This window comes from Streptomyces sp. NBC_01197, from assembly GCF_036010505.1.
Classification (GTDB): Bacteria; Actinomycetota; Actinomycetes; order Streptomycetales; family Streptomycetaceae; genus Streptomyces.
On sequence record NZ_CP108569.1, the window covers coordinates 5,410,708 to 5,425,828 of the forward strand.

Consider the following 15,121-nt stretch of genomic DNA (forward strand, 5'->3'; position numbering starts at 1 on the left):
CCAGTGGCTGGGGCCTACACCCTGTACGTCCAAGTTCAGGCCGGTGTCTCCGGGCTGGTTGGCGGCCTGCGCACAGCGGCCGGTCAGGTCACCGCTTTCGGTGGGCAGGTCCGCCGACTCGATGGTGACCTCAACGGGCTCGCGGCCCGGTCGGAGCGGACTCGCCGCGCGATGGCCACCGGGTTCACCGTGATGGGCGTTGCTCTCGGCGGTGCGTTCGTGATGGGCGTGCGTAGCGCCATCGAGCTTGAGAAGCACATGGCGAACGTCATGACGATCTCGCAGGAGATCAACAACACCAACATCGAGCAGTTCACGAACCAGATCGTCGACCTGAGTACCCAGCTCCCGCAGTCCGCTGACCAGCTGGCCGAGGGTTTGTACCAGATCGTCAGTACCGGGTTCGACGGCGCAGACGCGATGACGATCCTCCGTGTGGCCGCGCGGGGTGCCGCAGCGGGCCTGACCACCACCGAGACGTCGGCCCGGGCCCTGCTCGGTGTGCTGAAGGCGTACGGCATGGACGCCTCCCAGGCGAACGACGTCATGGACACCATGTTCCAGACGGTCAACTACGGCGTGGTGTCGTTTGACGAGTTGGCGCAGCAGCTCGGAGACGTCGTTCCGATGGCAGCCGCCGCGGGCGTCACATTCGACGACATCAGTTCCGCGCTCGCTGCTGTCACCCTGTCGGGCATTCCCGCAGCAGAGGGTGTGACGGCGCTCAACATGCTGCTCACGCGGATGATGAAGCCCACTCAGGAGCTGTCCGCCATGATCAAGGGCTTCGGCTACGAGTCTGCCTCGGCCGCCCTTCAGCAGGACGGTTTGTACGTGGTCATGCAGAAGGTACGCAACGCCACCGGCGGAAGCGCGGATCAGCTGGTCCCTCTGCTCAGGGACATCCGCGCGGTGAGAGCTGCGCTCGCCCTGTCGGCGGCCGACGGTGAGAACTACGCCACCGTGTACCAGGGGATCAGCCAGGAAGTGCAGCGGGCTGGTGCGACGCAGAAGGCGTATGCGATCCAGATGGACACGACCGCCGGCCAGTGGAGCTTGTTCCGAAACCAGGCCCAGGCCCTTGGCATTGACATGGCGCGGGTGCTCTTGCCTGCTTTGCAGACGGCGGGGGAGTTCCTGAACGTGCTCGCCGGTGCGGTCAACGACCTGCCCGGACCGGTGAAGTCACTGATGGGCGTCCTGATAGCCCTGTCGGCGGTGGCGATGCTGGGGAAGGCCGCGTTCCTACGTTTCGGTGCGCAGCTCACGGCATTCCGCACCGAACTGGCCGCAGCGAGAGCGGGAGGATCGGCGCTCCCCGCGGTCTTGAGCGGCGCGGGGATCGCAGTCGGAGCCCTCACTGCCCTTATGGCCGTCGGGGTGGGCGTCTATGCCGCCTACTCGGCGAGCAAGCAGAAGGCGAAGGCTGCTACCGACGAACTGGTCGATGCCCTCCGTAAGGAACGTGATGAGGGCGAGCAGGGCGCGGGACTGCGGACGCTGACTGAACAGCTCACCAACAGCGACGACGTGAAGAAGCTGAAGGACGCCGGGGTGGACGTGGCGACGGCCATCGATGCGATCACTTCCGGTGGCCAGAAACTCCGACAGCTCAAGGAGGAGCTGGCCAGTGCGAAGGCAGCGTCATGGGAGGTCGCCGGGGGGACCTACACCTATGACATCTCCTTCGACCGGGCCAAAGGGGTGCTGGACAAGCAGCACAAGATCTGGTCGAACGCGGTCAAGAAGGAGAGCGACCTTGCCGCGAATATGGCCATCGTCAACAACAAGATCGAGCACAACCGGCGGGAGCTGCTGGGCGCGTGGGATCTCACACAGTCCCTGCCTACGGACAAGACGGGGTCGCCCCAGTTCACCGACCAGATGGAGGCGATGGGCAAGTCTCTCGCGTCCATCGTTGACCCCGCCAAGGCGTGGAAGGCCGCACAGGACAAGGTCGCAGAGGCCAACCGGCAGGCAGGCCGGTCAGCCGACGTCTCCAAGGCATCCCTGTCCGACTACGTCCAGGAGCTGCAGAAGCAGCTCAAGGCACAGCGGGAGTTCCAGAAGAACCTGGGGGAGCTCGCTTCCGAGGGGCGCCTTGATCTCGCCGACCACTTCTCCGATCTCGGGCCGGACTCGGCGCCGCTCCTCGATGAGCTCGTGAAGCAGTTGCAGCACGGGAAGGGCAAGGTTGCCGACGAGCTCGAATCGATCATCCGGGAGTCGTCGGCGCGAGCCACTCCGGCCTTCCGCGCAGGCATGGAGCAGCTGCCCGCGATTTCCGCGAAGTACGGGAAGAAGACCGCCGAGGCGTGGGCGGACGCGTCTGCGACCAATGACCCGGGCAAGCTGGCACGGGTCATGAGGGACATGACGGTTGCCGACATGTCGAACGCGGCGAAGAGGCTGCCCAAGGCTGCGGCCGCACAGCTCGAACAGGGCATGAGCCTGCTCGCCGACGTCTCCGCCAAGTTCGGGAAGGAAGCGTCGACGTCCCTCGCGCAGTCGTTCCTGAAGGGCGACGTCGAAGATATCCGTACGCAGCTCGGATACCTCTACGGCGCGGACATGCCGATCGAGGCACCGGATCTGTCAGGTGTGACGGGAGCCTTCAAGGCGGCGGGGATCCAGTCGAACGCCGAGTGGTCGGGAATGCTCAGTCTCATCGTGGCTGTCTCCCAGACCAAGGGCACGGCCGCCGCAGCCGCCCTGACCTCGGCGCTGCTGTCGGGGAACATGGCAGCGGTCAAAAACCAGCTCGACGCGATCGGAGCTTCCGTGGGGAGGATCCCCGGGAGCAAGAACATTGCGATCAGCGTGTCCAAGCCGCCGTCGGTGAACATCCCTGTGTACTTCGCGTACAAGAATGCCCCGTATTCACCGACCGGAACCCACGGACCGTACGCGAACGGCTACCAGGGCTTGGCTGAGGCTGACGGCGGAGTGGTGTCGTACTACGCCAATGGCGGTGTTCGGAAGGGGACCGAGCAGCACATTGCCCAGATCGCACGGGGTGGCTCATGGCGGGTGTGGGGTGAGGACGAGACCCAGGGCGAGGGTTATGTGCCCCTGGCGGTGAGTAAGCGCCCCAGATCCCGCGCCATCACGGAAGAGATCGTGCGCCGTCTGGGCGGCGACCCGGCCGGCATCGAGTGGAACGCGCAGGGCGGTGTCACCGACTGGACGTACGACCCGGCGACCGGGTCGCTGTACTCCTCCTCGGACGCGGGAGACGCCGGACACAAGACGAAGAAGGTCAAGAAGCGGGTCAAGGGCAAGAACGGGAAGTGGACGACCAAGGTCACCGAAGTCGACTACTTCGATGAGGGCGCCGTTGAGAGGAAGCTGAAGGCGAACAGCAGGGCCAACCAGGTGTGGGCGAAGGACCTCTCCACAGTGGCTGACCGGGCGGGCGCTGACGTCGCAGATGCTCTGGCGTCGATGGGCGAGGACGGGATCGCCCTCACGAAGAAGATGGCGCGCGGTTCGAAGAAGTACGTCGATGAGATGGCGAAGGAGCTTCGCGGCCTGGCCGCTGAGGCGAAAGCGAGCCTGACGGACTACGTCCGCCAGCTCAACAAGGCCACCGGAGCTGACGACGCCTTCGCCCGGAACCTGGCGACCCTCGCCGGTAAGGGGTACGGAGACCTCGCCAAGCAACTGGCAGCGCAGGACGACCAGGCCGCCATGGAGCTTGCAGCGGCTGCGGTGAAGGACAACAAGAAGGCGTCGGCGGCGAATTCCGCAGCGAAGAGGGCGAACACCGCCCTCACATCGGATCAGGTCGCGGACCTCGTGTCGATCATCGCCGCTGTTAAGTCCAGCAGGACCGGCTTGCACGATGTTGCGGAGACGACGGGACTTGATGAGGACAGCGTCATCGAGACTGCGACCAAGGGCCTTGGGCAGATCAAGAGGGCCCTGGGCGGGCGGGGCGACAGGTTCGTGTCCGACCTCAGCCGCGCCAACCGTGGCCTGTCGTACGCGAACGGCGGGATTCTCACCCCTGGCCTGTACGCCACCAGTAACGGGCTCGTGCGGTTCGCCGAGCCCCAGACAAGCGGCGAAGCCTTCATCCCCCTCGGGGGAGCCCAACGGGATTCAGCGACCGCGGTACTTCGTGACGTGGCCGGACGGTTCGGATACCACCTCACCTCGCGGGGTGTGAGCGGGCCGAGCCGCCTCGTGGACGCCCGGCCTGCCGCCGGGGTTCAGGTGGTGGTCGTGCGTGAGCAGCCGGCGGCACTCGTCGGGTCGATGCCCGTCACTGTCACCGGCGGCGCCGACCGGGATACGGCCGACACCGTCGGCTTCGAGATCATGCGCCGCCTTCGGAACGCGCAGCGCGGAGGTCGCATCTGATGGCCACGATCACGAAGGACGGCCAGTACGACTTCGCCGGGGTTCTCCTCGGCCCCGGGACGCCCTATGTGGTGTCAGAAGTGACCGGGCTGGGAGCGCCGGAGCTGCGCACGCAGGACGTCGACCTGGCGACGGACGACGGGGCGTTTCCGGGGGTGGACTACTTCAAGCCCAGGGAAGTGACGCTGGAGGTCGGGATACGCACGCCGGATGACCCTTCGGCGGCCGTTGACGACCTGGCGGTGCTGAACGCGGCGATTGCCATGCCTTCGATCCGGCGAGACGCCGGGGATCTTGCCGTTCTGCGTGTCCGCTGGCCAGGCCGCGGCGGTATCCGCCGCCTTTACGGGCGGGCGCGCCGGCTGGAGACGGCGACGATGTCGCAGGCCAAGTTCGGCTGGATTCCGCTGACCTTGTCCTTCACCGCGACGGACCCGGTGTGGCACGACGAGCCAGAGCAGCAGCTCAGTCTGCCGCTGTCGATTGCTTCAACCACGCTCGGGTTCAAGGCGCCGCTGAAGGCCCCGATCACTACGGGTGTGGTGGACCCGCAGCTGCGCTCCGGGTGGGTGGCGAACGCCGGCGACTCCCCGGCCTGGCCCACTCTGACGATCAAAGGCCCCGTGTCGAATCCGGTGATCCACCTGGCGGGATCCACGCGGCGGGACATCGAGCTGAACCTCACGGTCCGCACAGGGGAAGTCCTCCAGATCGAGACCCGGCCCGGAACCCGATGGGTGCTCCTGGACGGCGCCAACGCCTCCAACGCCCTGACCCGTTCCTCCCGCCTGGATCTCTTTCGTATCCCACCGGGGGCCTGCGAGATCAGCTGGTCCGCGTCCGACTACACCAACGCAAGCCGCCTGACCGTCGCGTGGCGCGACGCCTACACCGCCCTGTAAGGAGCAACTCGCATGACGCTGATACAGCCACCGCTCATGGTCAACGGCGCAACGCACAGTGCCCGTGTGCTGCGAATGATGACCCGAAACTTGGCCTGGTCGAACCAGGGGGTCATCGAGGGCAACGACCTCAAGGTGCGACAACTGACCACACCCGGAGCGGGGGTTCGGGTAGGCGACGGTGCTGCGACCCTCATGGGCGCGATGTCCCGCAGCCAGGGGGCGTACACGCAGACCAACGTCGGCGACAGCACGGTGCCGATCGCACCGACCGGAGCGAGCGCCCGCAACGATCTACTCGTCTTGCGAGTGCAGGACCCCGAATACGAGGGTGTCTTGGACCCAGCGAAGGACGACATCGGGTTCTTTGACGTGATCCCTGGTGTCTCGTCCACGGCCACTACCGCGCCCGCGGGCATGACCGCAATCGGATTGGCCCGGATCCAGATCCCGGCGAACACAGCGACGATCACTGACGGAATGATCAAGGACGTCAGGAAGATCGCCAACCCGCGCAGGGAGCGGCGGCTGCTGACAGCGTTCCCCAACGCGATGAGCCAACTGACGTACTCCGACAACAAGTGGCACACGTGGCCGACGGCGGCCAGCTGGTCGGTGACCATCCCGCCGTGGGCTGCGACCGCCACTCTGATGGTGACGATCGCGGGCCTGCGGATGTCGAAGGCCAACGTCTTCGCCCGGATGCAGACCAGCATCGGCGGTGACCTCGGCCAGGACACGTACATCGACGACAACCAGGGATCAGCGATCCGCCGACAGACCGTGATGATCGCCGACACCGTAACCATCTCTGCCGGGCAGCGCGGCACCACCCAGTCACTCAAGCTGTCGACGTACATGTACAAGTCCGAGACAGGGGATCTGTCGGTCGACGTCGGCACTTCCATCGTCGCGGACTTGGAGTTCGTGGAGGGCCTCAGCTGATGTCGTACCGGTACATCACTGCGCGGGCACTGAGTGGCGACGTGCTGGCCTGGAATCTTCCCCTTCACGACGTGGAGTTCGGGCCCGCCCTTAGCGCCGCCGGCACCTTCACCGGCGCGGTCGCACCCCGACTTCAGAACCTGGTACGCACCCAGGTGGACGCCGGGGACACCTGGCTGTACGTGGAGCGGGATGGCCGTCTCTTGTGGGGCGGGCTGTTGTGGCGGGCAATCGCGGAAGGCTCTGAGATGCGGGTGGAGGCGGCCGGCCCGGGCTCGTACCCGCACCGCCGTTACGACCTGCACGGTCAGCTCAACGGACGAGGCCCGTACGTCAACGCCGACCCATGCACGGTGATCCGTGACGTCTGGCGCTACCTGCAAGAGCAACCCGACGGTGACCTCGGTGTCGTCGTGGACGCCACGGAGTCGCAGACGACCGTCGGCACACCGGCAGAGCCGTACCGTACCGACTGGTGGGAGGCGCCTCTGCTTGGCGACGTCATCGATGACATGACGGCCGTCGAGGGCGGCCCGGAGTGGACCGAGTCGCTGTCCTGGTCAGGCGAGGTACCCCGTCACCGGATCCGTATCGGCTGGCCGAGGCTCGGCACCCGCAGGACGGACATCGCGTTCGAGACGGGGATCAACATCGTTTCCAACGTGCCGGTGGAGTACGACGCGGACCAGGCCGCCCAGGCCGTGATCGCGCTCGGCGCCGGTGAAGGGCGCAGCAGGCGCCGGGTCGTCGATGCTGTGCGCAACGGACGCTTGCGCCTGGAGTCACTCGTCGAAGCTCCCGCAGAGAAGGCGCAGGATCGACTCGCCGCGCGCGCCCGCACCGAGCGGGTCTCACGCCAGGTCGTCGGCGAAGTCACCGAGATCGCTGTTCGGGATCACCCGGCTGCGCCCATCGGGTCGTGGCAGATCGGTGACGACGTGCGGGTGAGGGTGCACGACGAGTGGACGGACTATGACGCCTGGTCGCGCATCGTCTCGTACCAGATCAGCCCCGGATCCGAGGATGAGAGCGAGAGGGCAGTGCTCCAGATTCAGCGGGCCGACCGCTTCACGTATGGAGGGCAGGGGTGAACGCGGAGGTAGCGCGGCTGGCTGCTCGGGTTGCGGAGCTGGAACGGCGTCTTGCCGCGGCCTCGCGCACCTCACGGCTGGCGTACTCGAGCATCGAAAACGGTGCGATCGACGTGTACGACGAGGATGGGGGTCTGCGCGGCGCCATCGGGCAGCAGCCTGACGGCACGACCGGGGCTGTGGCAGTGAACGGCCCGCCGCCACCGACGCCAAGCGCCCCGCTGGCGGAACCGGCGCTCGCAGGGTTGCGGGTCACGTGGGACGGCGGCTTCATCGACGCCTTGGCCCCGCCGCTCGACCTGACGCGCGTACAGGTCCACCTGTTGACCTCGGTGGACGCGGTGCCGGATGTCCGGTGGCCGGCGGCCACGATTGAGGCGGCGTCTGGGGCTTCTGTCACGATCGCCCTGTCTTCCTATACGGGCTTGTTCGTGCGGCTCGTCGCCGTCAACACCTCCGGCATTCCCGGACCGGCATCTGCCGCGGTGGCCGCACAGGCCCGCCAGGCTACGGGCCCCGACCTCGCCGCAGGATCGGTGGACCTCACGCGTACCACGGGCGCTCTCGCCGACTCGGCCCGCCGGACTTATACCGACAGCCTCGATGACCCGACCGCGTGGGCCGTCACCACGAAGGGACCTGGCGCCGAGTGGACGTACGAGTCGGGACTCGGAGACGCGGAGACGGGCAACAGCGTCGGCCAGGCCGTCGGGCACATCCGGCTGCAAGGAACGAGCCCCATTCCGTACGACCCGACCGCTCTGTACCGAATCAGCGCGCGCGTGAGAGCTACGGTCCCGGGCGAGGGCGGCCTGGACACCCTGTACTTCGGAGTCATGGGCCTCGCCGCGGACGGCGTCACCATGGTCAACGCCACCGGCGCCGACGCGACCGCATCGCAGTACTACGTGGGCGCTTCCAGGGTGGCGCTGCCCACCAGCAGCGGGTGGACGACGTTCGCCGGGTACCTGAAGGGCCGCGCCGATCCCACCGGGAAGGGCAGCAGCGCGGAGGCCCACGACCCTCGCCAGCCAGCACTGGCGCACGACAAGGTGCGTTACATCACCCCGTATTTCCTGCTGAACTACGAGTCGAGATCCGCGACCTCAGCGGCGACCATGCAGGTTGATGCGCTCCAGATCGAAGCGATCCACACGGGTGCAGTGGGACCGGAGAACCTGGTCGCGGGATCTGTAACCGCGACTGCGCTGTCGGCGGATGCCATCACCGGGAAAGTCGTCACTGGCGGCACAGTGCGGACGGGGACGAGCGGACCACGGCTCATCATGGCTCCCGAAGCGGCGGGATCAGGCGTGCCCGGAGTCGCGATGTACTCAGGACATCCGCAGGAAAGCGGCCCCGGCATGTTCAGCTCCAACACGGTGAGCGCGGGCGGCACGGTCGTACCGGAAGTGCGGATCGCTGCGCCGACGACGGACGACGGCCCAGCCCTCATGTGGCTGCGCTCACCGGCGCTGGGAAGCGGTGCTGGATTCCGGCTCGACACCAACTTCCGGAGGTCGTTCTGCTTCATTGACGCCATGGGCGGGACGGACAACAGCACCTCCGAGATCAAACTCTTCGCACAGAACGGCACAGTCGGGCCCGCGTCGATACTCCTGTTGCGCGGCGACCAGGCGGCACTGAGTTCCGGTCTGGTCAAGCTGAACATCACACCTGACGGTATGAGCGCAACGGGCAGGGTGCAGTTCAACGGGGGAATCACCGTCGAGAAGGACGGCCTGGTCCACATGCGCGGAGGCGGCATCCTGGTGGACGGTTCTCCCTCCTGGACAAAGCTCTCGCTCAAGTCCGGTTTCACGCACGGCGACGGCGACGCCCGGTGGCGGGAGATCACCATCGCCGGGCAGCGATTCCTTCAGATGGCCGGAACGGTCAACGTGACGGCGTCGGGCGGCCTCACAGCCGACGCTGTTTTCGCGGCGCTCACGTCCTTCACTCCCTCCTACAGCGTGCCCGCTCCCGTGGGGCGCAACAACGCCGCCGGCGTAGCCGCAACCAGAATTTCGTGGGGCGTAGACGGCTCCTTCACCGTCTACAACACCACCGGCAGCAACGTTAAATGGTTCAGCCTGGAGTCCGTCCTCCTCTCCCTGGAGTGAGAGCCGAGCAGGGGGCCGAGTCGGCAGGGGGTAATCGCATCATCTCGGCCACGCGAATTCCGCAACAACCCTGAGTAAAACCTATCGATCGGCTACCCCCGGTCGATTTGGGTGGCTACTGAGTCCGCGTTAATGGGTGGCTCGGTGGTCGCCCGAATCGCGGTAGATGCGGCGCATTGGATATGTTTAGGGTAGTTCAAATGCTATTAGCAAGTTTTAGATATTTTGCATCACCCTGCGTGTTCATGCTTAAACGTTTCGTCGAATGGGGTTGTGGTGGTGCGTGGGTCGTGTGAGGATCAATTCGTCGACAGGGGGTCGACAACGCATTCGCAAACGGGGGTGAAACACATGGAGACTTCCAACGAGGCGCTTGTTGTCGTTGTGGAGAACGAGGGCGAGTCCCTCCTCTGCTTCGACACGGTTCCCGACTAGTTCGGGACCTCTAGTCGGCGCCACCGGTAAGGTGAGCGCCGACTAGCCCTTTATAATACGACTAGCGGCGAATCGCCGAGCGGGAAACATGGATGAATTGGGCGACTGGGAATCTTTGCCGGATGTAGGCGATCACTCCCTTTCTGCATATCGACTCCAGCGAGGCCCAGATATGCAGCTGGAGCCCGCTGGTCACGCGCGCGCCTGGATGGATGAGACATTCAAGCGAAACGCGAACCGATGTCTCCCGCTGCTGATAGCGAATCAGGCTGGATGGTGGCTCCGTAACAGCCAGGAATTTTCGGTCATTTGGCGCGGTGGGCAGTCACCCGCAGATCTGAAAATTACCTACGAGGATGCCAGCCTTCCCGCGCCGGCGGAGAGCATATTCGGACATGGAATCGTATCCTTCAGGATTCCATATTTCTTCAGGACTTCCCCGGGGTGGAACCTCCTGGTGCGAGGCCCCGCGAACTTTCCTAAAGACGGTGTTAGTCCTCTTGAAGGGCTGATCGAGACCGACTGGACACCAGCCTCGTTCCTCATGAGTTGGCAGGTGACGCGCTCCGATGCGCGAATCTCTTTCGCGGCTGATGATCCCATTTGCATGGTCGTTCCTCAGCGCCGTCATCAATTGGAATCGTTCCGCCCGACACAGTCCTCTCTGGATCACATGCCGGATGATATTGAATATCAGGAGTGGCGGCGATCTCGGGATGAATTTCGCAAACGGGCCCAGATTCCAGGGACCCCCGAGTACGGCGCCCGGTGGACCCGGGACTACATGATCGGTAGGCACCCGGACGGCTCTCTCTTCGGGGAGCATCAAAGGCGCCTCCGCCTTCGTAATTTCGAGACCGAAAACCGGGACTAGGTAGCATTTATCATGCAGGTGCGTGCAGTAAACCCTGTATTTGTGAGCATGGACGGTGCGGAAATATTCGCATCTTCCCCACTTGTCCCTAAGCGCGTCCGCCTCCACCCTAAGATCGCTGAACTGGTCATTTCGGCCCGAGAGTCGACTGACCTGGATTTGTTGACCGGGGGAGACGAGCAGATTCGTCAAGCCGCCCTTAGCCTGCTTTCGCTCGGTTTCCTCACCGAAACGGACGGAGCCGACGCGGATGGAAAGGGAGAGACCGTTGGGGTCCCCAGTCCGTGGCGGCAGTGGGGCAACCTCGCGTGGCTCTTCCATACATCGATCCGTAATGCCCCGTTTGTGCGCGGCAGCGAGCACGAGATCCCCGAGTACTTTGAGCGGCTCGCGGAGCGCGGGGAGAAACCTGCCAACAGTAAAGCTCTTGCGGACGACGGTGAGATTGTCTTCCTGCCCCGAGTTTGGGCCGACATGAACGACAGTTTCAAGTCGGTTCTGGAAGGGCGAAGGACCCATCGCGACTTCAGTGATGAGCCCATCGCGATCGATGAATTCTCCTCGCTGCTCCATTACACATTCGGTCCGTTGAGATTCGTCGACGCTGGCAGCATGGGGGTGCTTCAGCTGCGTGCCAGCGCCTCAGGGGGAGCGCGGCATGAAGTAGAGGCATAACTCGTGATATTCAACGTGACGGGACTGGTGCCTGGCGTCTATCGCTACGACGCCATCCGTCACGGTCTGATTCCTGTAGGTGAAGAGGTATCTCGCGCCGAGATTCAGCGGGTGATCCACGACCAGACCATTGCTGCGGGTGCTGCCTTCTGCGTCTTTACCACAGCGGTCGCCTCACGGATGGCTTGGAAGTATCCACACCCGAGGGCCTACAAGATACTTCTGCACAACGTCGGCCACCTGTCGCAGGTCTTCTCCATGACTGCGGCGGCACTCGGCCTCGGGGCATCTTTGACCGGGGCGTTCCGCGACGACGACGTCGAGAAAATCTGCCGTCTTGACCAGGCCGACGAGTTCCCGACGTTCTTCATGGCCTGCGGTGCACCGCTCGTCCAGGGTGACGGAATGCCGCACCGCTACGTTGCGCCCGGCCGTTCCTCCAAGCAGTAGAAGACCGAGAAAGAAGACGACGTGGCCGCCGGCAAATACTCTCTCCTGCCGATGAAGCACGAGGCTTTCAAGAACGTCGCTGCGGGCCGCTTCATCAGCTTCCTGGGAAACGGGATTGCCCCGGTCGCCCTCGCGTTCGCGGTTCTGGACCTTACCGGCTCAGCAGCCCAGCTTGGTGCTTTGGTCGCCGTGCGTGCCCTAACCAGCACCATCGTCATGCTCTATGGCGGTGTACTGGCGGACAGGATGCCACGCGCTCTCCTTATGCAAGGGTCGTCACTAGCGGCTGGGTGTGTCCAGGCTGTTGTGGGCCTCGCGCTCATCTATAGCTTCTGCTCAATGCCGCTGCTCTTTGTCCTCGCGTCCCTGAGCGGAGCACTTTCGGCACTGGCAATGCCGAGCAGTATGGCGGTCGTCCCCCAGACTGTGCCGAAGGATTTGCTGCCACAGGCCAATGCTTTGCTCCGCCTGTCGACGAACCTTGCCCTCGTTATCGGATCGTCTATCGGCGGAATTCTCGTGGCGGCCTGGGGTTCCGGCTGGGGACTGATCGTGGATGCTGCGACCTACGTGTTCGCCGCCTACCTGTTCAGTCGCGTGAAGACGACGGGGCAGGTCAAGCTGCCCAAGCGGGGGAAGCTGCTGTCGGACATGCGGGAAGGGTGGTCCGAGTTCGTCTCGCACACCTGGTTGTGGATCGTCGTTCTGCAAGCCACTGTCTGGCAGGCCGTGTGGGCGGGATCGATCCAGGTCCTCGGGCCCGTTATCGCCTTGCATGACATCGGTAAGGCGGCTTGGGGGCTTGTGCTCGCTTCCTACACCGCCGGCACCATCGCAGGCGGCCTGGTCGCCCTGCGCTGGAGGCCTCAGCGGGGGGTGGCAACGGGCGTTGCAATGACGGCGGTCAGCGCGATCCTTCCACTTGCACTCGCATTCAGCGCTCGCCCGGTGCTTCTCATGGCCGCAGGTTTCCTAGCGGGCCTCTCGATGGAGCAGGTCATGGTTGCCTCTGGGGCGGCTGTCCAAAGCACGATCGCTCCGGATCGGCTGGCACGTGTGGCCTCGTTCCAAATCATCGGATCCTCTGCCGCCATCCCGGTAGGGCAGGCACTCGCCGGGCCTCTAGCGGACAACATTGGGACGCGAGACCTTCTCGTCGTGGGTGGGCTAGTGATTGTCCTCGCGGCGACCCTCTCGGTCTCCAGCCGGAGTGTGCGGGAAGTGGGCGTTTCTACCAACAGCCCGAAAGCACTTCCCGCCACCGAAAACCAGTCAGCTTCGGAGAAGACATCATGAGCAGCACCAGTGGACAGGTCGATCTGGTCCCAATGACGCCTCAGGACTACGAGTCCTACGTCCCGTACGTCCTCGCGGACTACGCGTCCCGCACGTCTGGGGCAGGGGTGGTTTCGCGCGCGGACTCGGAAGCCCGCGCCCACCGAGAATTCACCAGGTTGCTCCCTCAAGGCCTCGACACCCCAGACAACACTCTCTGTGTGATCACCGTGGATGGAGAGGAACGACCTGTGGGGCGGCTCTGGTACGCGCTCAGAGGCGCAGGTGAGCAGCGCTACGCCATGATTCTCAATGTTGAGGTGGACGCCGAGTACCGCGGGCAGGGGTACGGAAGGTCCGTTATGCGGGCGTGCGCACAATCCGCCCGCGCGGAGGGAGCTCTCAGTCTGCGGATCAACCTGCTGGGGGAGGACATCCACAACAAGAAGCTCTATGAGAGCCTCGGGATGACCGAAATGAGTGTCCTGATGAACTGGGACATAGGCAAGGAGTAGCGGGGGCGATCCAGAGTTGGTCCGTAGACCGAGTTGGGCGAACCCCCTCAGTCAGATTGCAGGGCCCACCCGGATTGCCAGGTGGGCCCTCTGCGTGTGCTGGGAGGCCTGATCAGGGGGGTGTGTGTACGCCGGGATCTGCATGCAGTGTTCCGCGAGGGCCGTTGGGTGTCGGTGGGGCCGCAGTAGAGTGAGTGCGGCGCGGGGCCGCTGCTTGTTGAGGAGTGCCAGTGTCCGCGCCCACTCAGGACCCCACCCCGTGGGAGCTGCTGCGCGCCATGCAGCAGATGCGTGACGACCTGCGCTCCGACTTCGCAGACTTCGCCTCCCGGCTGGCTGAAATGGTCACTAAAGAGGCGTACACCGCAGACCGCCGCACCGATGAACTGCGGCTTCGGGCTCTGGAATCCGACCTGGCGGACGTGAAGGCCGAGCGGGACCGGGAGTTGTCGGAGCGGAGCACGAACCGGAGGCTGGCCATCTCTGCGATCATTGCCCCGATCGTCGTAGCGTTGATCACTACCTGGCTGATCGCGGGCCAGGGAAAATAGGACCGCAGTACGAAGCAGGCGCGGGGGAGAAGCAGGACGCGCCATGACCGATCCCTGGCTGCCCGGGGCGGAGCGGCATCCGCTCAGAGACACCGCACCCACCGACAAGCAGTACCCGCCTAAGGTGCTCTGGCACATCACCTGGGACAAGAACGCCACAGCCTCCAAGCCCGCCGACCTTGTGCCGTTCAGCAACCTCGTGCGGTACTTCACGGGCGGCGGCTCTTCGGCGGCCCCGCATCTGCTCTGGGACCCTTTCAGCGGCAGGATCGCCCAGTTCTATCCGGCGACCAGCCGCTCCAAGTCGGTAGTCGACCTGGCCGGTGGCACCCGCACCAACCGGGCCGGAAAGGTCGTCATCCAGGTGGAGACCCTGTTCTTTCCACACTGCCGTGTCGGCGGCAAGACATACGCCACAGTCGCTGACACCCCGTGCAAGGGCCTGGATAAGATCCTTGCGTGGACCGGTGGCTGGGGCGTGCCGGACACCTGGCCCATGGGCAAGCCGACCTGGAAGGCCAACCGCAGCGAGCGCGTGTGGGAGACCAAGGGAGGCCACTACGGCCATGGCCAGGCCCCCGAGAACGGTCACACGGACCCCGGCCCGATGCCGAACTGGCCGAGCAAGAGCCCTCAGGCGCCGAAGCCCAAACCGAAACCGACACCGCACCCATTTCCTGGCGCGTCTGCCTTCGGACCGGGGAAGAGCAACGCCCACATCCTGTTGCTCGGCCAGCAGCTCGTAAGGAAGGGGTTCGGGTCCCACTACAAGGTCGGGCCGTCGAAGGACTGGGGCGAGGCCGACCGTCTCAACGTCGCGGCCTTCCAGCACCACCAGGGCTGGAAGGGATCGGACGCTGACGGCTACCCCGGTCCTGAGACGTGGCGCCGGCTGTTCAAGTAACCAGGCGCGGGGGCGA

12 protein-coding genes are annotated in these 15,121 nt (G+C 64.9%); all 12 read left to right on the forward strand.

Annotated features, from left to right (window positions below; translation table 11 throughout):
* The first annotated feature begins 3 nt into the window (after window positions 1-3).
* The gene (locus OG452_RS24825; protein ID WP_327297778.1) at window positions 4-4,365 is read left to right on the forward strand and encodes a phage tail tape measure protein; all 4,362 of its coding nucleotides are present in this window, start codon (window positions 4-6) and stop codon (window positions 4,363-4,365) included.
* On the forward strand, window positions 4,365-5,267 hold the full coding sequence (locus OG452_RS24830; RefSeq protein ID WP_327297779.1) for a phage distal tail protein: 903 nt from the start codon (window positions 4,365-4,367) through the stop codon (window positions 5,265-5,267). Before OG452_RS24825 ends, OG452_RS24830 begins: the two co-directional genes overlap by 1 nt.
* 12 nt (window positions 5,268-5,279) lie before the next feature.
* Entirely contained in the window at window positions 5,280-6,212 is a 933-nt protein-coding gene (locus tag OG452_RS24835) for a hypothetical protein (RefSeq protein WP_327297780.1), read from the forward strand.
* Window positions 6,212-7,303, forward strand: a complete 1,092-nt coding sequence (locus OG452_RS24840) for a hypothetical protein (protein ID WP_327297781.1) — start codon at window positions 6,212-6,214, stop codon at window positions 7,301-7,303. Before OG452_RS24835 ends, OG452_RS24840 begins: the two co-directional genes overlap by 1 nt.
* Window positions 7,300-9,426, forward strand: a complete 2,127-nt coding sequence (locus OG452_RS24845; protein ID WP_327297782.1) for a hypothetical protein — start codon at window positions 7,300-7,302, stop codon at window positions 9,424-9,426. Before OG452_RS24840 ends, OG452_RS24845 begins: the two co-directional genes overlap by 4 nt.
* Window positions 9,427-9,949: 523 nt before the next feature.
* Window positions 9,950-10,735: a DUF6065 family protein gene (locus OG452_RS35470; protein ID WP_405560925.1), complete on the forward strand. Its 786-nt coding sequence runs from the start codon at window positions 9,950-9,952 to the stop codon at window positions 10,733-10,735.
* A 12-nt stretch (window positions 10,736-10,747) separates the two neighbouring features.
* The gene (locus tag OG452_RS24850; RefSeq protein WP_327297783.1) at window positions 10,748-11,410 is read left to right on the forward strand and encodes a hypothetical protein; all 663 of its coding nucleotides are present in this window, start codon (window positions 10,748-10,750) and stop codon (window positions 11,408-11,410) included.
* A gap of 3 nt (window positions 11,411-11,413) precedes the next feature.
* The gene (locus OG452_RS24855; protein WP_327297784.1) at window positions 11,414-11,860 is read left to right on the forward strand and encodes a SagB/ThcOx family dehydrogenase; all 447 of its coding nucleotides are present in this window, start codon (window positions 11,414-11,416) and stop codon (window positions 11,858-11,860) included.
* A 21-nt stretch (window positions 11,861-11,881) separates the two neighbouring features.
* On the forward strand, window positions 11,882-13,156 hold the full coding sequence (locus OG452_RS24860; RefSeq protein WP_327297785.1) for an MFS transporter: 1,275 nt from the start codon (window positions 11,882-11,884) through the stop codon (window positions 13,154-13,156).
* Window positions 13,153-13,650 carry a GNAT family N-acetyltransferase gene (locus OG452_RS24865; protein WP_327297786.1) on the forward strand — a complete coding sequence of 166 codons (498 nt, stop codon included), beginning with the start codon at window positions 13,153-13,155 and terminating at the stop codon, window positions 13,648-13,650. Before OG452_RS24860 ends, OG452_RS24865 begins: the two co-directional genes overlap by 4 nt.
* A 230-nt stretch (window positions 13,651-13,880) precedes the next feature.
* Window positions 13,881-14,201, forward strand: a complete 321-nt coding sequence (locus tag OG452_RS24870) for a hypothetical protein (protein ID WP_327297787.1) — start codon at window positions 13,881-13,883, stop codon at window positions 14,199-14,201.
* 43 nt (window positions 14,202-14,244) lie between these two features.
* Window positions 14,245-15,105 (forward strand): peptidoglycan-binding protein, encoded by an 861-nt coding sequence (locus OG452_RS24875; protein ID WP_327297788.1) that lies wholly within the window; start codon window positions 14,245-14,247, stop codon window positions 15,103-15,105.
* Window positions 15,106-15,121: the final 16 nt, after the last annotated feature.

What these genes read in the sequence shown, in the direction of transcription:
- OG452_RS24865 (WP_327297786.1), top strand. Translation starts at nt 13,153, where the DNA reads ATGAGCAGCACCAGTGGACAGGTCGATCTGGTCCCAATGACGCCTCAG.
- OG452_RS24835 (WP_327297780.1), top strand. Translation starts at nt 5,280, where the DNA reads ATGACGCTGATACAGCCACCGCTCATGGTCAACGGCGCAACGCACAGT.
- OG452_RS24875 (WP_327297788.1), top strand. Translation starts at nt 14,245, where the DNA reads ATGACCGATCCCTGGCTGCCCGGGGCGGAGCGGCATCCGCTCAGAGAC.
- OG452_RS24830 (WP_327297779.1), top strand. Translation starts at nt 4,365, where the DNA reads ATGGCCACGATCACGAAGGACGGCCAGTACGACTTCGCCGGGGTTCTC.
- OG452_RS24850 (WP_327297783.1), top strand. Translation starts at nt 10,748, where the DNA reads ATGCAGGTGCGTGCAGTAAACCCTGTATTTGTGAGCATGGACGGTGCG.
- OG452_RS24840 (WP_327297781.1), top strand. Translation starts at nt 6,212, where the DNA reads ATGTCGTACCGGTACATCACTGCGCGGGCACTGAGTGGCGACGTGCTG.
- OG452_RS35470 (WP_405560925.1), top strand. Translation starts at nt 9,950, where the DNA reads ATGGATGAATTGGGCGACTGGGAATCTTTGCCGGATGTAGGCGATCAC.